Source organism: Streptomyces sp. NPDC111656, from assembly GCF_055656965.1.
This window is the reverse complement of sequence record NZ_JBVKCA010000003.1, coordinates 685557-702110: the sequence shown is the minus strand read 5'-3', so window position 1 is coordinate 702110 and position 16554 is coordinate 685557. Positions and strand designations below refer to the sequence as shown.

Genomic DNA, 16554 nt, shown 5'->3' with positions numbered 1-16554 from the left:
AAGCCGGAGGCAATCTGGGCCAGGGTGTCGTGTCGGCGCAGATACACCAGGCCGACCAGCGCACGCTGGTGCGGCGGGAGTTTGCAGCGGCGGTCGCCCTCGCGGGTGACGATGAGCATGGTCACCCACTCGACCAGGGCGTGGGGCAGGTCGAGTGCGGCAGAATGCGGAACCAACGCGGCTCCTGTGCCTGTGGGTTGAGACTTCGAACACCTCCCCCAACGGCACGGGAGCCTCGTGCGTTGCGCACCCCGTCGGCGTCACCCGATCAGTGGCCGTACTGAAAACGCACACTCAGTCGTGACGTCGTAATAGGCGCCGGCCTTGTCGTACTCGCCCAGCTCCCAGGCCACCCACCCGGCAAGGGCAGCGGTCTCCCCGGCCGCGATGGTGAGAGCCCGTTCGTGCTCGCCGGCGTGAGTCAGGGCCGCCGTGATCGCGTCAAGGTGCGACTCAACCGTGCCTTGCAGGCGGCGGGCACTGACATTGAGTTCCTGGACGTGCAGGTCAGCAGCTCGATTGATGAGCGCGACCGCAGCGGGAGTATCGATGCGGGAACCCTTGCTGAGAGCGAAGGCCAGCCGCCCCCATGGCTCGGCAGCCGCGCTTACGCCGATGGCGGTGCTGCCCAGCAGCGTGCGGCGCTTCACGTCGTCCTGGTCCTCCTCTTCATGGACGTTCTCCATCCTCCGCCGCGCGCGGGCGGCCTCAGCCGCCCGCAGCAGTTCTTCGAAGGGGACGCCGCAGGCCACTGCGATGTGGGCCAGTGTGTGGTTCGTAGGGATGTTCTCGAACTTCTCATAGCGGCTGATCTCGCGGCGGGTCAGGGTTGCCCGGCCGGAGACAGCGTTGACCGCGTCTGCCTGCTGCTCTTGTGTCCGGCCTGCGTCCTTCCGGAGCCGGAGCATCAGTTCCGCGAACGGATCTGGCATGAGTGTGACCTCTGCAGTGGGCGGAATCCAATCATGGCCTCAATTCCCCTCTCAGTTTCCCCCCTTGACAGACTTTTCCCCCTCTGAATTCCCCTGGTAGACGGCTTCGTAGCACGGTGCGATGGGCTCATGACCACGTTCCTCAAGTCGGACGACCGATGCCAGCCGATACTGCTCTGGGGTGAGATCAAGTTACGCGGCCATCTCCTGCCGAATCCGGTCCAGGCCCGAAGAGGTCGCCGAGGTGGCGCTGCTCCTGGCGTCGGACGCCACGACCTACGTCAACGGCGCCGAGTGGTTCATCGACGGCGGCTACGCGCAGATCTGATTCCGCTCGCTCGGGACAGCTCGTGCGGACTGGAACCGGGCTGACACTGGTTCAAGCTTCCTGGACCTTTCACGTGCGACCAGCCCCATGCAGGCCGGCCTCCTCGTAGGGGTCCGACGAAGAGACCCCGGGAGGGGGGTGCGACAGGGCCCCCTATATGCGCCCTATAGCGAACTATGGTGAGTTGCGTGAACGAGAAATCGAATCCTGTGGGTGCTTTTCTACGGGCGCGTCGGGAACTTGTGACACCGGAGCAGGCAGGCATCCCCGCCGGTGGCGCACGACGTGTGCCTGGTCTGCGTCGCGAAGAGGTGGCGATGCTGGCCGGTATCAGCGTCGACTACTACCTGCGCCTGGAACGAGGTCGCGATCGCAACCCGTCGGTCCAGGTGCTGGAGTCCATAGCGCGCGTACTGCAACTCGATGACGAGCATCTGAAGCACCTGCTGTCTCTGGCCTGTGAGACTCCCCGCGCGCGTCGTCGCCGCCCGCGTACGGAGACGGTGCCTCCCGGTGCGCTCAAGCTGCTGGACTCGCTCGTTCAGCCGGCCTTCATCGAGGGGCGGTACTTCGACATCCTCGCCGCGAACGGCTTTGCCGGGGCCCTTGATCCGGGGCTGACCGTGGGCAGGAACCAGTTGAGGGATCTCTTTCTCGATCCGGCCGAGCAGGCGCAGTACCCCAACTGGGAATCCATGACGGAGTGCTTCGTCGCCAATCTGCGGCAGGCAGTCGGCACCGACATCGACGACCCGCGGTTCATCGAACTCACCGGAGAACTGTCGCTGGCAAGCCCGCGATTCAGCCAGCTCTGGGCGCGCCACGAGGTCCGCGCACAGTACGGCACACAGGTGCGGTTCAATCATCCGCAGGTCGGTGAGCTGAGCATAAACCGGGAACGCCTGGCGATCAGCGGTACCGAAAGCCTGATGCTGGTCATCTACCACGCCGACGCCGGGTCCACCGACGCTGACAAGTTGTCACTTCTCGCCTCCGCGGATATGCCGGCTCGATACACCCGACACGAGGGTCAGCAGGCTCAACTGAGCAACAACTGAGGCGGACGAACCGGCTCGGCCACTCGCCGGCGCGTGGTGCGCGATGCGCCGAGTCATCGCGCCGATCAAGCGCGCCCAGTAGCGGCATCACCCGCAGAAGGAAGATACGCATGACAACCATCGGGATCCTCGGCTCTGGCCAGGTCGGCCGCTCGATCGCCCGCGCAGCCATCATCCACGGCTACGACGTCGTGATCGCCAACACACGAGGACCGCACACCTTGACGCAGCTGGCCGAGGATCTGGGCCCACGGGTCCGTGCCGCGACAGCGGCGGAGGCTGCGGCGGCCGGCGACTTCGTGGTCCTTGCGTTCCAGTACACACGCGGCGAAAAGCTGCCCGTCGAGGAGCTTGCGGGCAAGGTCGTACTCGACACCAACAACTACATGCCTTGGCGCGACGGCAGTTATCCGGAGGTCGATTCCGGTGCGAAGTCCGTCCATGAATTGCGTCAGGAGACGCTGCCCGCCTCGAAAATCGCCAAGGCCTTCACCCACGTCCAGCACCACCCGCGCCCAAACGCTCTCTCCGACGCTCTTCCCGGTCTGATCCAGTTGGCCAGGCCTGCCGGCGCGCCGGACCGCAAGGCCCTGGCGGTTTCCAGCGACTACCGTGAAGCCGTCGAGCTCGTCACCAAGCTGTTCGACAAGTTCGGGTACGACACCGTGGACAACAGTCCGTTGAGTGAGTCATGGCGCAGCGCTCCCGGGACGCCGATGTGGAGGCACATCGTGGAGGGACAGACCCGGGAGCAGTTGGTCACCAACCTGAGCCGCGCAGTGCACCCGTCTCACCAGCGCCTGCGCTGAAACCAAAAAGCTGGTCGATTCGGCTCACCTGGTTCCCGAGCCTCTCCGATCAGCAGCGTCGACACCGCCTTCCGTGCACGATCGGTCCCGCACGATCAGCCCTGCCCGACCGTGCTCTGCACGACCGGGGCCTTCGCGCGTAACCCGATCTCGCCCCGGAGGCCATTCAGGCCACTCGATTCCCCTGCGTCGCCAGGCCGCGTGAAGCGGGCAGAGGGATTGTCGAACCCTGACTCAAGAGGGCCCTGGGCACGTCGGTGTGACGTGCCCGGCGTTCAGCAAACACATGGCGACGCCCGCAATCACCCCGGCTACAGCCACAGGAAACCCCGTACGGCAGCACAACACCTGCAGCCACGACAGATCGGAGAGTACGACCATGACCATCACATTGATCACCGGCGCAAACAAGGGGATCGGCTTCGAGACGGCCAAACAGCTTCTGGAGCTGGGACACGTGGTCTACATCGGCGCCCGAGACGCCGAGCGGGGTGAGAAGGCCGCAGCCCAACTCGGAGCACGATTCGTCCAGCTTGATGTGACGGACGACGCGTCGGTGGCCAGCGCGCTGACAACCATCGACGCCGCCGAAGGCCGGCTCGACATCCTGGTGCACAACGCGGGCATCCTTGAGACAGAAGTGAACGGCCCCGCGGCCCTGCGATCGTTCGACACGAACGTGGTGGGAATCGTGCGTGTCACGGAGGCGGCACTGCCACTGCTTCGCAAGTCGTCCAATCCCAACGTCGTCACCGTTTCGAGCAGCATGGGATCGTTCTGGGCGGTGACCAATCCCGAGCGTCCTGAATATGCGATGCCTCTTCACCTGTACGCGACATCCAAGTCGGCCGTGACCATGCTGACGCTGCAGTACGCCAAGTCCCAGCCGGGCATCAAGTTCAACGCCCTTGAGCCCGGCACCACTGCCACGGACATGACCGCCGCTTTCGGAATCGGACGGCCCGTCACAGAGAGCGCCCGAGTCGTCGTGCGCCTGGCGACACTCGACTCGTCCGGTCCGACGGGAACCCTTCAGGATGAGGCAGGGGAGCTTGCCTGGTAGGCATGCGCGAACTGGGTCCGTTTCCAACCGCCTTTTCCGGAGCAGGGATTGCCGGCTGTCGGGCCTGGGTGATGTCGGGAGAATCACCCTGCCGGACCTGGCCGCCAAACGGCACTCGCCCCTGGTTCCGGCGAGGACCTTGCGTATGCATGCGGCTCCCGTCGCGCGGTCAACTCTGATGCGGGCCGGTCCGGCGGATGCGTCACCCACCCCAGCAAACCCCTTCGGATACCAGTCGGAATGGAACAGAGGCAGGTCACGGCAGTGTTGATCAGCAATGTGGACGATGAAACGCTGGCTCAGCGGCACGAAACCGTCAGAGAGTTCTTCAGGCGCGTGGACCGGGCGGACCCGGGTTTCGGGGATCTCCTCACGGGTGACATTGAGTACTACTTCCCCAAGTACGGTTTTGGGCACGGCAAGGAGGCCATCGCCGAGCTGGCTCGACGCCTGGATCTGCAAACCCTGGAACACGACATCGAGGGTTTGGACATCATGACGAGCGGCGATCGCGTGATCGTCGAGGGACGCGAATGGGGTACCACCCGCGACGGCAAGCCCTGGCCCGACGGTAAGGTTTCGCTGGGTCTCTTCTGCAACGTCTTCACGTTCCGCGGCCACCTGATCAGCAAGATCCACGTCTATACGGACCCGGACTTCACCAGCAGCCACGAGGAGAGGATCCAGCAACTTCATCACGGCTGAGGAGTCCCACCAGATGGAGGCCCGGTTTCCGAACCGGGCCTCTTCTCGTCAGGTACGCGCGGAGCGGCGGCGACCCACCCATGGGGCCCCGTTGCGGACTGATGCGTGCGCAACCGGTCCTGACTGCACGTGAAGCCCTCAGGAGGGTAAGCAAGGCTTGGGACGCGGCTTCACGGGGGAGCCCAGACCCGCACACGTCGCCATCGGGGAGTGGGGGACATCCGAAGATCTCAGGAGACCGGGCTCATCGATGCCCGAGCCGCCGCGTGGTCAACTCTGGCTCGTGAAACGCATCATGCGCCTGCCGACGAGCAATCGTGCGCGTGAGGAGGCCGACAGCGGGTGCGGACGGCCCCGTAGCGCAGCAAAAGCGCTCGGCTTCCCGAGGAGATGGAATCCTCGGAAAGCCGAGCGCGCACTTCATGCCCCCGCCCCCGACTTGGCGCGGGGCCCCGACCGTTGAGGTACGGTCAGGCGGCCGTCAGCTGTTCGCGCATCTTGGCGGCGTCATGCAGCGCCGTCATGTGGATGAACCGCCCGTCGCGCACCTGATAGATGGCGAACTCGACAATCTCGAACGAGGCGCCGGTGGCAGGAACCCCCAGCCACTCCTTCACTGGAGTTCCCGTGTTGATCAGACGCGCCGCGATACGGTCACCGTCGAAGAGCAGTTCCTGCAGCTCCCAGTGAAGGTCGGGAACCGCGTCCACGTCGTTCTTCTGCACCGCGAGGAGATCATCCCGGGTGGCCGGCACACCGTTCAGCGTCGTCTCATCGTTGATGAACTGGTCCATGCCGTCGAATTTGTGGGCGTTGAGGTGGTCGATGTAGCGCAGGTAAAAAGCGCGCAGCTCGTTTTCAGACATTGGATACCCTTTCTGTGTGACAGTCCCGGGGCGGGGCCGCTCGCGACCGCATTGCTGATGCGGCGCCTGGATTTCACGGTTTTGCCGTGATTCACCATCTTCCAACTCTGCCCTTACGGCCTCTATTCCGATCGCCGCTGAGATTCTGCGATTTCACCCTGGGCGGCAATCCCGGCCAAGTCCGAGATCGCCATGGGAGGTCAGAAGAAATGGACGATAATCTGTTTGAAATGACCGCTTTGTGATGCAGTGCTCGGTGACGCTCATCACCCTGTGATGTGAGCAATGACGGTCGGCCCGCGGAAGCCGAGAGGGAAAGGCTTCCTGGTTTCCCCCGTCGCCCGACCCGGGCTCCGGGCCGTATACGACGAGCGTGGGGCCAGCGGCCCGCCCCCATGCCCCGCCCATCGCGGTGCAGCGCCGGCGTATCGACCTGGGGGTGGTCGAGACGCATGGGCGTGCTTCCTCGCGGGTCGGAGCCCGCGCCGCCCAGGCGCCTATGAAAACGGTTTACTCAGGTCAGAGCGGCACTCCTCGCCCAGGTGCGGTACCCGGACGCTGCATGGGGGTACCTGCGGGGGCGGGTTGCGGTCACGGCCGCGCCCCAGCCGCTGGGAGTAGCCGGTGCCGGCCCCGAGGAGTACGGCGACGTCTTCCCGGGGTCATCCAGGCACACGCCGTACACCGATACGGGGATTCCAGCTTGCTTGGCCGCCACCGGCTCGCGCCGGGCGCGCAGATGGGAACCAAGGGCATTGGACGTCGTGCTCATAAAGCCAGCATAGGCCTTGACAGGCGGGTCGGTGCCGCCCAAAGGGGGTCCTGTGACTCCCCAGGCTGCGGAGGGCTCTGGTCGCGTAGAAAGACGTGCAATAACGTGGCCGATGGCTTCACCAGCCGAGCCGTGCAACATATCGTGCGCGAACCGGGTGGCTCTGCCAAGTACCGACGAGCGTTCCCACGGGTCCGCTCTTACCACTTATTTCAGGAGGAGAAAGCATGGCCGTCGCACTCATCACAGGAGCCAACAAGGGAATCGGTTTCGAGACTGCTAAGCAGCTTCGCGAGCTGGGCCACCTTGTTTATGTCGGTGCTCGTGATGTGGAACGAGGCGAGAAGGCCGCGGCAACGCTCGGCGCACGCTTCGTGCAGCTCGACGTCACCGACGACGCGTCGGTGAGCAAGGCCCTCGCGACGATCGACGCCGCTGAGGGCCGGCTCGACATCCTGGTGAACAACGCGGGAGTTCTGGGGTACGGAGCCGTCGACGGCCCGACGGCTCTCCACGCCTTCGACACCAATGTGGTGGGCGTGGTCCGTGTGACCGAGGCCGGGCTTCCCCTGCTGCGCAAGTCCGCCAACCCCACCGTGGTCAACCTGTCGAGCAGCGCCGGGTCGTTCTGGGCCGTGACCAATCCGGAGCGGCCGGAATTCAACCTGCCGGTGGCCTTCTACTCCGCGAGCAAGGCAGCTGTCACCATGTTGACGGTCCAGTACGCCAAGTCTGAGCCGGGCGTCAAGTTCAACGCGATCGAGCCGGGCACCACCGCGACCGACCTCACGGCGGCATTCGGCGTCGGACGGACGCCGGAGGAGAGTGCCAAGGTCGTCGTGCGTTGGGCGACTCTCGACGCGGACGGCCCGACAGGAACCTTCCAGGAGGAGTCAGGAGAGCTGTCCTGGTAGCCCTCCTTGAGAGTGCTTGCTAGTGCTGTGACCGCATAGGTTCGCCGGTTTGGTGGTCGTGGCGGTTGGATGTGGGGTGACGTCCGATCCGACCGCTGGAGGCGCGGTGGCTGAGCCTGTCCGTGTGCGCAGACTGATGGACCAGGAGGGGCAGAAGCTGCAGCAGATCGTGCGCCGGGGCAGCACCAGTTCGGTGCGCTACCGGCGGGCGATGATGCTGCTGGCGTCGGCCGGCGGGAACCGGGTGCCGGTGATCGCCCAGCTGGTGCAGGCCGACGGGGACACCGTCCGGATGTGATCCACCGGTTCAACGAGATCGGCATGGCCTGCCTGGACCAGTGGGCGGGAGGCCGTCCCCGCCTGCTCAGCCCTGACGACAAGGATTTCGTCATCCGGACGGCTACCACACGCCCCACCAAGCTCGGTCAGCCCTTCACCCGCTGGTCGCTGCGCAAGCTGATCGCCTACCTGAGGAGAGTCCACGGCCGGGTTATCCGGATCTGCCGCGAGGCATTACGCTGCCTGCTTGCCCGCCGCGGTGTCACCTTCCAGCGCACCAAAACGTGGAAGGAATCCCCCGACCCCGAGCGAGAGGCGAAGCTGGACCGGATCGAGGAGGTCCTGGACCGCTTCCCGGACCGGGTCTTCGCCTTCGACGAGTTCGGCCCGCTCGGGATCCGTCCCACCGCGGGCTCGGGCTGGACCGTCCAGAAGCACCCCGGCCGGCTGCCCGCCACCTACCACCGTACCCACGGCGTGCGCTACTTCCATGGCTGATACTCGGTCGGCGACGACACCCTGTGGGGCGTCAACCGCCGCAGGAAAGGTGCCGCCAACACGCTCACCGCGCTGAAGTCGCTCCGTGCCGCCCGCCCGGACGGCGCCCCGATCTACGTCATCCTGGACAACCTGTCCGCGCACAAGGGCGCCGACACCCGCCGCTGGGCGAAGAAGAACAAGGTCGAGCTGTGCTTCACCCGACCTACGCCTCGTGGGCGAACCCGATCGAGGCCCACTTCGGAACGCTGCGGCAGTTCACCATCGCCAACTCCAACCACCCCAACCACACCGTGCAGACCCGGGCCCTGCATGCCTATCTGCACTGGCGCAACGCCAATGCCCGCCACCGTGACGTCCTGGCCGCCGAACGACGTGAACGTGCCCGCATCCGCAGCGAGAAGGGAATCCGCTGGGGCGGACGCCCCCTCGCCACCGCAGCCTGAGCAACCCGGCGAACCTATGCGGTCAGAGCACTGGCGGCGAAGCAGGGGCCGGAGGTGCCGCGGCCGCGTGAGTCGAGGACCCCGCGTCCGGTCCCGGACGTTGCGTGGCTCTCTTGAGGCCAGGCGCTGAAACGACCGAAGCCCCGCCCCCGGGACCAACGGCCGACCCGGTCCATGGGTGAGCGGTCGGCCGTTGTGTTTCGCGGCCTGCACACGAGCCGCCGGTCCCGGGCCCGGCATGGCCTGTACTCCAAGTCGAAGCCGATGACCTGGGGTTGGCGCCGAGAGGAGGGGCCGCCGGGCACACAGACGTGAGGTCCTACCATGGCTCGGCCTGGCGCGATGCCCGGCTGGGCGGCGAAAGGTCTGAGCGGCACGATGGCCGGCGTGGCGCAGGTCGCGGCCGGCCGGAGGCCTTGTCTGCTTTCGGTCAGCCGCGACGGCTGTTCCTGCATTCGCGCCACGGGCTACGGGCTACGGGCTACGGGCTACGAGAAAGCATGTGAGTGCTGAGGCCGGGGCACGTTGGGCAGTCCTCTCCATGCACAACACAACGTACGAACTACTAGACGAAAGAGCTCAGGATGCGCATTGGAGTGACCCGAGAGACCAAGTCCGGGGAGACCCGGGTGGCGGCCACGCCCGCCACGGTCAGACAGTTGACCGGGTTGGGTTTCGAAGTGGTGATCGAGACGGGTGCGGGTGCCCGTTCGAGAATCTCGGACGAGGCATATACCCAAGCCGGTGCCGCGATCTGCACGGCCGAGGAGGCGTGGGGGGCCGATCTGGTCTTCCGGGTGAACGCGCCGGAACTGTCAGAAGTGGAGCGGCTCAAGGAGGGGGCGAAGCTCGTCGCCCCGCTGGCCCCGGCTGTCAACGGCGACTTGCTGGCGGCACTCGCCGCTCATAAGATCGACGCCTTTGCGATGGACGCGGTGCCGCGCATATCCCGGGCGCAGTCACTGGACATCCTCTCCAGCCAGGCGAACATCGGAGGCTACCGTGCGGTGATCGAAGCAGCGCACCATTTCGGCCGGTTCTTCACAGGGCAGGTCACCGCGGCGGGCAAGGTACCGCCGGCCAAGGTGCTCGTCGCCGGTGCCGGTGTGGCGGGCCTGGCCGCGATCGGTGCGGCCGTCTCCCTGGGCGCGATCGTTCGCGCCACCGACCCACGGCCCGAGGTGGCCGACCAGGTGAAGTCGCTGGGCGGTTCGTATCTGCCCGTGGATGTCGAGGTCGAGCAGTCCACCGACGGATACGCGAAGGCGACATCCGAGGCGTACGACAAGCGGGCCGCGGAGATCTACTCCGAGCAGGCCGCGGACGTGGACATCATCATCACCACGGCCTTGATCCCGGGGCGGCCGGCGCCGCGGTTGATCACCGCCGCTGATGTCGCTTCCATGAAGCCGGGCAGCGTCATCGTCGACATGGCCGCCGGGCAAGGGGGCAACGTCGAGGGCTCGGTCAAGGACGAGGTCATCACGACCGGCAACGGTGTGACGATCATCGGCTACACCGACCTCCCGGCGCGCCTTCCGGACCAGGCGTCCCAGCTCTACGGCGCCAATCTGGTCAACCTGATGAAGCTGCTCGCCCCGGGCAAGGACGGGCAGGTCGTGCTGGACCTTGAGGATGCCGTGCAGCGCGGACTGACGGTGGTTCACCGAGGCGACGTGCTGTGGCCGCCGCCGCGGGTGCAGGTTTCGGCGGCCCCGGAGGCGGCCGCCGCGGTGCAGCCGCCGGAGACGAAGGCGGCGAAGAAGCTCTCCCCGAAGGCGCAGGTGGCGTTGGTCGGTGTGGGATCACTGGCCCTCTTCCTGCTCAACGCGTGGGCGCCCTCGGGGATCACCCAGCACTTCACCGTGCTGACCCTCGCCGTCGTCGTCGGCCTCTATGTGATCGGGCATGTGCACCATGCACTGCACACACCGCTGATGTCGGTGACCAACGCGGTCTCGGGAATCGTCGTGGTGGGTGCACTGCTTCAACTGACCTCGACCGACAACGTGGTTCTGGTACTTGCCGGCGTCGCCACGCTGCTCGCCTCGATCAACATCTTCGGCGGCTTCGCCGTGACTCGCCGGATGCTCACCATGTTCCGGAAGGCATGAGCTGAAAAATGGACATTCTTTCAATTTCCGGTGCGGCCTACCTCATCGCCGCTCTCCTCTTCATCCTGGCGCTCGCCGGACTCTCCAAGCACGAGACCGCCTCCCAGGGGTGGATGTACGGCGTCGCGGGGATGGTGATCGCGCTCGCCGCCACGATCCTGCAGGTCACTGACGCCGGTTCGGCCACTTCTGTCATCGTCCTCGTGGCCGCCATCGCGGTCGGCGCGGTCATCGGCCTGTGGCGCGCAAAGGTCGTGGAGATGACCGGCATGCCCGAGCTGATCGCGCTGCTGCACTCCTTCGTCGGCCTCGTCGCCGTACTGATCGGCTGGAACGGTCACCTGGAGGCGGTCCCGGACGCGGACGGAATCCACCGTACGGAGGTCTTCGTCGGCGTCTTCATCGGCGCGGTCACCTTCACCGGCTCGATCATCGCCTTCCTGAAGCTCTCGGCCCGGATCAAGTCCGCTCCGCTGGTCCTGCCGGGCAAGAACGTAATCAATGTCGGGGCGCTGGTCGCCTTCGTAGTGCTCACCGTGTTCTATGTCATCACCCCCGGGATGGGGTTGCTGATCGCGGTCACGGCGCTGGCGCTGGCGCTCGGCCTGCACCTGGTCGCCTCCATCGGCGGTGGTGACATGCCTGTGGTCGTCTCCATGCTCAACAGCTACTCCGGCTGGGCGGCCGCCGCTTCGGGATTCCTCCTGGAGAACGACCTGCTGATCGTCACCGGCGCACTGGTCGGCTCCTCGGGTGCGTACCTGTCCTACATCATGTGCAAGGCCATGAACCGCTCGTTCATCTCGGTCATCGCCGGCGGGTTCGGAATCGAGGCCGGCCCCTCAGGCGGTGAGGACTACGGTGAGCACCGTGAGATCTCCGCGGAGGACACCGCTGAGCTCCTGTCGTCGGCCTCGTCCGTCGTGATCACCCCCGGCTACGGCATGGCGGTCGCGCAAGCGCAGTATCCGGTCGCGGAGTTGACCCGGCTGCTGCGTGAGAAGGGCGTCGACGTGCGCTTCGGCATCCACCCGGTCGCCGGCCGCCTCCCGGGCCACATGAATGTGCTCCTGGCCGAGGCCAAGGTGCCCTACGACATCGTCCTGGAGATGGACGAGATCAACGACGACCTGGTCGATACCGACGTAGTGCTCGTCATCGGAGCCAACGACACCGTCAACCCGTCTGCGGCCGAGGACCCGGGATCGCCGATCGCCGGCATGCCGGTGCTGAAGGTGTGGGAGGCCAAGAACGTGGTGGTCTTCAAGCGGTCCATGGCCGCGGGCTACGCCGGAGTGCAGAACCCGCTGTTCTTCCGGGAGAACTCCCAGATGCTCTTTGGCGATGCCAAGACCCGCGTAGATGAGATCGTGGGCGCGCTCTCACGGGTGCCTGCCTGAGGACGGGACGCCGTCCGTTCGCCTCGAAGACGTCGTCCTTCCGCCCCGAACAGGGGCAGGGCGGCGCTTCGTGCCTTTCCCGACCCGCCCCCGACCGCCCCGACCGTCCCCGTGCGCGCCGGGCACACCGCGCGCCCCGCGCACAAGGGTCAACCACCCGCAGCCAGCAGCGACAACGGCCGCAGGCCAGGTGAATCTCAGATGGTGGAGTCGACGTATGCTTCCACGTGACCAGCCCGGCCCCAACGGACCGCTCTTTCCTCGGGTTTCCAGCGGGACCACTGCCAGCACCGTCACCTCAAAGGTCTACGGCCAAGCGTGTACGAGGTGGTTGGGCAAGAGGAATCACCATGGTTGCGTGTCAGGTGTCGAGAGCCAGTGGCGCAGAACTGGGCGACAAGAAGATCAAGGCGGTCGATGCCGAGGTCTGAACGTAGGCGGTCATTGCGACTGAGTGTCGTTAATCCATGCAGCGCTGCCCACAGAACCTCGGTGAGGGTGTCGACGTCTTGTTCTCAAGCGATCGTGGCCACGGCCGTACGCAATTCGGCGTACGCGGCTGACGGCTGTGCTGCAGGGCTCTCGATACCGAATCGGAGCCGCATGGCGCGGGTGGACATCGCCTCATGCAGCGCCGGATTCTCCGTGGCGTAAGTGTTGTATGCGCGAACAACCGCGCTGACCGCCTCGGCCGGTGCTGCGTGGCGTCGAGCATCGCCGAGGGCTTCTGCGAGTTCAGCGAAGCCCTCCAGTGCGATGGCCTCGACCAGATCCTCCATTGATGCGAAGTGCTTGTAGATCACCGGCTGGCTGTACTCGATCTCGGTCGACAGCCGGTCACTGATGCCATCGGACAGCTCGACCAGCGGATCGAGGAGGCAATGGCCCCCTTTTCGAGGCGCCCTCGACCTACTCGACACCATCCCCGGGATCAACCAGGCCGTCGCCGAAGTAATCATTGCGGAGACCGGCGGGGACATGACCCGGTTCGCCTCGGCCGGGCACCTGGCGTCCTGGGCCGGGGTCTGCCCAGGCCACGACGAGTCCGCCGGCCGCACCAAGAACACCAAGGTCCGCCCCGGCAACCCGTATCTCAAAGGAGCCCTCGGACTCGCTGCCTTCGGCGCGGCGAGAACCAAGGACACCTACCTACAAGCCCGCTACAAGCGGCTGACCGCCCGCCGCGGACCGCTCAAGGTCCTGGTCGCCGTGGAGCACTCGATCATCACCGCGATCTGGCACATGCTCACCGACAACGTCCCCTACCGCGAACTCGGCGGCATCTACTTCGTCCAGCGCAACCCCGAACGCGGCACGCGATCACCGCCCTCAACCAGCTCGGCTACACCGTCACCCTCAACCCGATCGAAGGCGCAGCCTGACCGCTCACAGACCAAGAGCCCGGCGGCCTCGACGACCACCGGGCACCCAGCCCTGCCCAAACAGCCCCTGACCTGGACCTATTTACGCGTCAGAGTTTCCCGACCATGCGGTCGAGGGTGCGCGGCGCGACCCGCAGCATCAGCGGCATCAGTTTCGCCTGACCCGGCAGGGCCATCGGCCGACGTTCCCGGAGGGCTTTGAGCGTGACGGCCGCAACCTCGGCGGGTGCCAGTTTGGGCCCCGTGGCAGCGGCGTTCATGGGCGTGTCCGTGGTCGGCGGGAGGACCTCGAGCACGTGGGTGCCGCGGGGTGCGAGTTGGCGGCGCAGTCCGTCGGCAAAGCCGTGCAGTCCGGCTTTCACGGCGCCGTAGGTCGGGGCACGGGTGGGGGAGACCAGGGCAAAGCCGGACGTCACGAACACGATCGCGTCCAGGGACGGCCAGCGCCGCAACGCCTCGCCGGTCAGGTGGATGGGCGCTGTGAGATTCAGGGCGATCTCCTGGTCGAGTGCCACGGCTGCATCCTCGTCCGCGGCGAAGTCCCGTTCGACGAACGTGCCCGCGTTGTTGATCAACACGTCCAGCCGGCCGAACCGTTCGGTGACCGCATCGAGCATGGCGGCTCTCGCCTCCGGGGCGATCACGTCGGCCTGGACGGCCAGCGCCTCCGGATGCTCTCGGCTGAAGCGGTCGAGGGCCGTCCGCGATCGGCCGCACACGGCCACGGAAGCCCCCTCTCCCAAGAAGGACTCCGCGAGGCTCAGACCGATGCCCGAGGTCCCGCCGGTGATCAGAACGACTCTTGTCATGGCTCTACCCCAATAGATTTCGGAACCAGTCGGTACCGAATGGGAGCGTAGCACTTCCGAACCGGTCGGTACCGAAAGGGTATGCTGGAGCCATGGAGAGCAAGCGGGCGGCGTCGGTCGGCAGACCGCGGGGGTTCGATGTCGACGAGGCCCTCGAAAGGGCGGTACTGGTCTTCTGGGCCCAGGGCTACGAGGGCGCCAGCCTCGACGATCTGACCGCTGCGATGGGTATCACCCGCACGAGCATGTACCGGGCCTTCGGTAACAAGGAGGACCTGTTCCGCAAGGCGCTGGAGCGCTACACCGAGGGTCCGGCGTCCTACTTCGCCCGGGCTCTGGGGCGGGCGACCGCCCGCGAGGTGGCTGCCGCGTACCTCGGCGGTGCGGTCCGGTCCACCACACAGCCGGACTGCCCCGCCGGATGCCTTGGAGTGCAGGGCTCCCTGGCGGCCGGTGGGGCCGGTCGCCAGGCTCGCGACATCCTCACCGCCTGGCGTGAGGAGGGCGCAGTCCACCTGCGACACAGGTTCCAGCGGGCCGTGGACGAGGGCGACCTGCCGGCTGACGCCGATCCCGGCCTGCTCGCCCGATACCTGATGACCGTAGCCAATGGGATCGCCGTCCAGGCCGCAGGCGGCACCGCCCGTGACGAGCTTCAGCTAGTGGCCGACATGGCTCTGCGTAACTGGCCTCTGGACGGCTCCTGACCGTGGCACAAAGCGGAGGAGGGTGTGCCAGCGGCCGCGCGCTGCCGTCGAACACCCCCGTTCGCATTCTCCTCCCGCTCCCGAATCCCTTCGCGTCCGGCTGCAACCGATCCGGACTCCAGAAATGACACACCCTCATGAGTGGCCTCACGGCCCCAGGGCTGGGCTCCCTCGTCGTCACCGGGTTCTCCCTCCACGCGCGGATCTCCGACACCGGCCACAGCGCGCGAAGCTCCGCCAGGACGGCGACCTCCTTTGCCGTTGTGGCCCGCAGACGGGTGGCGGGCCACAACGGCAGGGTCGGGGAGGTCGGCGGAGTAGCTGGCCCGTATTCGCTCACCGACGGCTCGGTACTGTTCGAAGCGCTGCGCCACGATCGCCGACGCCGTCGCCGAAGCGGTCGTCATCTACGAACGCATCGTGAAGCGGTTCCTGGACCTACGCGAACAGGTGCTGCACGACGACCCTCCCCCGATCGTCGACACGTACCTGTGCGCGCTCGGCGCGTACATCCGTGGCGGCATGCAGTTCAACCAGGAGACCCACCGCTACCGCTACCAGGACGGCAGCCCCGCAAGCGCCGAGACGTTCACCCCGCCCGGGTTCACCGACCAGTGCGGTGCAACCTCCCATCAACCGCTCGACATCGACTCGATCAGCTGGTGGTGGCGCGTATAGCGCCCCGCCTGCTGGAAGTCAGCTTGAAACATCGGCCAGTTGAACGGACCAAGACAGCCGGCCCAACCGCCCACGATGCTGCCGCACCAGGGGCTGCGGCCCGAATGCCCCCGAGCCTCGCTGACTTACCAGGAGCCACAGCGGCTGTTCCGGCCGCAGACGGTGGCGCCCGTGGTTGCCAAGGCCCACGCCGGCGGGACCTCTTCACCCCTTTCCACCTGGGGGAATCCATGCCCACTCAGCCGTCTCCTGCCCTCCCACCGATCCAGGTGATCGACAGCCCTCGTGCCGATCCCTACCGGGACAAGGTGGGCTCGCGCAACTCGTCCAACTCGCTTCGTCTGGTGGAGGTCGCCTTCGATGCCGACGCCGACGCCGCAAATCTGGTCGACAACACCGAGGACGTCGATGCCGCTTGGCTCCGACAGGCCACCTCGCTCGGCCTCACCTCGGGAGCCTCCGCTCCGGAAATCCTGGTTCAGGCAGTCCTCGCCCTGTTGGCCCGGCACGGTTTCGCCCAGGTCGAGGCCGTGATGGTGGCTGAGGAGCCATCAGGTTCAGCCCGACGCGCGAGCTGGTGGCGCCGTTGCCGGCCGGGGCCCGAACCGCCCTCTCCGACAATCTGGCGTAACGCAACACACTGCCCCGAGCACGGGAAGGTAACCGCCCCATGCGAGTCCGACCTTTCCTCTCCAACTACTCCCGTTGACCTAGGGGCGCGTTCCCTTCAGGGATGGAGGAGGCCATGGAGCAGCTGCGAGATCGGCTCTTGGACCGAGCTGATGTAAACGGTG

Annotated in this window: 16 protein-coding genes and 2 pseudogenes; 13 read left to right on the top strand and 5 right to left on the bottom strand. The window is 66.3% G+C overall.

Features of this window, described 5'->3' with window-relative positions; translation table 11 throughout:
* Both ACZ7M3_RS13455 and ACZ7M3_RS13450 read right to left on the bottom strand, forming a co-directional pair.
* A partial coding sequence (locus ACZ7M3_RS13455) for a transposase family protein (protein ID WP_472063134.1) occupies positions 1–176 on the bottom strand: 176 nt, incomplete at its 3' end.
* An 84-nt stretch (positions 177–260) separates the two neighbouring features.
* On the bottom strand, positions 261–932 hold the full coding sequence (locus ACZ7M3_RS13450) for a helix-turn-helix transcriptional regulator (protein ID WP_472063096.1): 672 nt from the start codon (positions 930–932) through the stop codon (positions 261–263).
* 220 nt (positions 933–1152) lie between these two features.
* Between ACZ7M3_RS13450 and ACZ7M3_RS13445 the strand changes: the two are divergent.
* The 5 genes and pseudogenes from ACZ7M3_RS13445 to ACZ7M3_RS13425 form a co-directional block, all read left to right on the top strand.
* Positions 1153–1260: pseudogene (locus ACZ7M3_RS13445) on the top strand (SDR family oxidoreductase); the annotation flags it as partial.
* 188 nt (positions 1261–1448) lie between these two features.
* Positions 1449–2318, top strand: a complete 870-nt coding sequence (locus ACZ7M3_RS13440; RefSeq protein ID WP_472063094.1) for a helix-turn-helix domain-containing protein — start codon at positions 1449–1451, stop codon at positions 2316–2318.
* Between the two features lie 110 nt (positions 2319–2428).
* Complete coding sequence (locus tag ACZ7M3_RS13435; protein WP_472063092.1) at positions 2429–3127, top strand: NADPH-dependent F420 reductase; 699 nt, start codon at positions 2429–2431, stop codon at positions 3125–3127.
* 379 nt (positions 3128–3506) lie between these two features.
* Complete coding sequence (locus ACZ7M3_RS13430) at positions 3507–4190, top strand: SDR family NAD(P)-dependent oxidoreductase (RefSeq protein ID WP_472063090.1); 684 nt, start codon at positions 3507–3509, stop codon at positions 4188–4190.
* 240 nt (positions 4191–4430) lie between these two features.
* Complete coding sequence (locus ACZ7M3_RS13425; RefSeq protein WP_450489247.1) at positions 4431–4895, top strand: nuclear transport factor 2 family protein; 465 nt, start codon at positions 4431–4433, stop codon at positions 4893–4895.
* Between the two features lie 470 nt (positions 4896–5365).
* Here ACZ7M3_RS13425 and ACZ7M3_RS13420 read toward each other — a convergent pair whose 3' ends face one another.
* A complete protein-coding gene (locus ACZ7M3_RS13420; RefSeq protein WP_450489245.1) occupies positions 5366–5761 on the bottom strand; it encodes an ester cyclase in 396 nt (131 codons plus the stop codon).
* Between the two features lie 999 nt (positions 5762–6760).
* Between ACZ7M3_RS13420 and ACZ7M3_RS13415 the strand changes: the two genes are divergently transcribed.
* The 4 genes and pseudogenes from ACZ7M3_RS13415 to pntB all read left to right on the top strand — a co-directional run bounded on the left by ACZ7M3_RS13415 (position 6761) and on the right by pntB (position 12184).
* Positions 6761–7447: an SDR family NAD(P)-dependent oxidoreductase gene (locus ACZ7M3_RS13415; RefSeq protein ID WP_472063087.1), complete on the top strand. Its 687-nt coding sequence runs from the start codon at positions 6761–6763 to the stop codon at positions 7445–7447.
* Between the two features lie 106 nt (positions 7448–7553).
* Positions 7554–8670: pseudogene (locus tag ACZ7M3_RS13410) on the top strand (IS630 family transposase).
* A gap of 584 nt (positions 8671–9254) precedes the next feature.
* Positions 9255–10784 (top strand): Re/Si-specific NAD(P)(+) transhydrogenase subunit alpha, encoded by a 1530-nt coding sequence (locus tag ACZ7M3_RS13405; protein WP_472063085.1) that lies wholly within the window; start codon positions 9255–9257, stop codon positions 10782–10784.
* A gap of 8 nt (positions 10785–10792) precedes the next feature.
* Positions 10793–12184, top strand: coding sequence for a Re/Si-specific NAD(P)(+) transhydrogenase subunit beta (gene pntB / locus ACZ7M3_RS13400; protein WP_472063083.1), 1392 nt, complete (start codon positions 10793–10795; stop codon positions 12182–12184).
* 515 nt (positions 12185–12699) lie between these two features.
* Here pntB and ACZ7M3_RS13395 read toward each other — a convergent pair.
* Complete coding sequence (locus ACZ7M3_RS13395) at positions 12700–13143, bottom strand: TetR/AcrR family transcriptional regulator (protein WP_472063137.1); 444 nt, start codon at positions 13141–13143, stop codon at positions 12700–12702.
* Between ACZ7M3_RS13395 and ACZ7M3_RS13390 the strand changes: the two genes are divergently transcribed.
* Positions 13028–13768: a transposase gene (locus ACZ7M3_RS13390; RefSeq protein WP_472063081.1), complete on the top strand. Its 741-nt coding sequence runs from the start codon at positions 13028–13030 to the stop codon at positions 13766–13768. The two genes, ACZ7M3_RS13395 and ACZ7M3_RS13390, sit on opposite strands and share 116 nt — an antisense overlap.
* Here the strand turns inward: ACZ7M3_RS13390 and ACZ7M3_RS13385 are convergent.
* Positions 13656–14375 carry an SDR family NAD(P)-dependent oxidoreductase gene (locus ACZ7M3_RS13385; RefSeq protein ID WP_472063079.1) on the bottom strand — a complete coding sequence of 240 codons (720 nt, stop codon included), beginning with the start codon at positions 14373–14375 and terminating at the stop codon, positions 13656–13658. The genes ACZ7M3_RS13390 and ACZ7M3_RS13385 overlap by 113 nt on opposite strands.
* A 92-nt stretch (positions 14376–14467) precedes the next feature.
* Between ACZ7M3_RS13385 and ACZ7M3_RS13380 the strand changes: the two genes are divergently transcribed.
* From ACZ7M3_RS13380 to ACZ7M3_RS13370, 3 genes are all read left to right on the top strand, one after another.
* Entirely contained in the window at positions 14468–15082 is a 615-nt protein-coding gene (locus tag ACZ7M3_RS13380) for a TetR/AcrR family transcriptional regulator (protein WP_453276756.1), read from the top strand.
* Between the two features lie 420 nt (positions 15083–15502).
* On the top strand, positions 15503–15760 hold the full coding sequence (locus ACZ7M3_RS13375; RefSeq protein WP_472063077.1) for a hypothetical protein: 258 nt from the start codon (positions 15503–15505) through the stop codon (positions 15758–15760).
* 104 nt (positions 15761–15864) lie between these two features.
* Positions 15865–16548, top strand: a complete 684-nt coding sequence (locus ACZ7M3_RS13370; RefSeq protein ID WP_472063075.1) for a hypothetical protein — start codon at positions 15865–15867, stop codon at positions 16546–16548.
* The last annotated feature ends 6 nt before the right edge of the window (positions 16549–16554 follow it).

Excerpts from the sequence above, each read along its gene's own strand:
- ACZ7M3_RS13405 (WP_472063085.1), top strand. The coding sequence starts at position 9,255 with ATGCGCATTGGAGTGACCCGAGAGACCAAGTCCGGGGAGACCCGGGTG.
- ACZ7M3_RS13425 (WP_450489247.1), top strand. The coding sequence starts at position 4,431 with ATGGAACAGAGGCAGGTCACGGCAGTGTTGATCAGCAATGTGGACGAT.
- ACZ7M3_RS13370 (WP_472063075.1), top strand. The coding sequence starts at position 15,865 with ATGCCCCCGAGCCTCGCTGACTTACCAGGAGCCACAGCGGCTGTTCCG.
- ACZ7M3_RS13430 (WP_472063090.1), top strand. The coding sequence starts at position 3,507 with ATGACCATCACATTGATCACCGGCGCAAACAAGGGGATCGGCTTCGAG.
- pntB (WP_472063083.1), top strand. The coding sequence starts at position 10,793 with ATGGACATTCTTTCAATTTCCGGTGCGGCCTACCTCATCGCCGCTCTC.
- ACZ7M3_RS13395 (WP_472063137.1), bottom strand. The coding sequence starts at position 13,143 with ATGATTACTTCGGCGACGGCCTGGTTGATCCCGGGGATGGTGTCGAGT.
- ACZ7M3_RS13380 (WP_453276756.1), top strand. The coding sequence starts at position 14,468 with ATGGAGAGCAAGCGGGCGGCGTCGGTCGGCAGACCGCGGGGGTTCGAT.
- ACZ7M3_RS13390 (WP_472063081.1), top strand. The coding sequence starts at position 13,028 with ATGCCATCGGACAGCTCGACCAGCGGATCGAGGAGGCAATGGCCCCCT.
- ACZ7M3_RS13385 (WP_472063079.1), bottom strand. The coding sequence starts at position 14,375 with ATGACAAGAGTCGTTCTGATCACCGGCGGGACCTCGGGCATCGGTCTG.
- ACZ7M3_RS13415 (WP_472063087.1), top strand. The coding sequence starts at position 6,761 with ATGGCCGTCGCACTCATCACAGGAGCCAACAAGGGAATCGGTTTCGAG.
- ACZ7M3_RS13420 (WP_450489245.1), bottom strand. The coding sequence starts at position 5,761 with ATGTCTGAAAACGAGCTGCGCGCTTTTTACCTGCGCTACATCGACCAC.
- ACZ7M3_RS13450 (WP_472063096.1), bottom strand. The coding sequence starts at position 932 with ATGCCAGATCCGTTCGCGGAACTGATGCTCCGGCTCCGGAAGGACGCA.
- ACZ7M3_RS13435 (WP_472063092.1), top strand. The coding sequence starts at position 2,429 with ATGACAACCATCGGGATCCTCGGCTCTGGCCAGGTCGGCCGCTCGATC.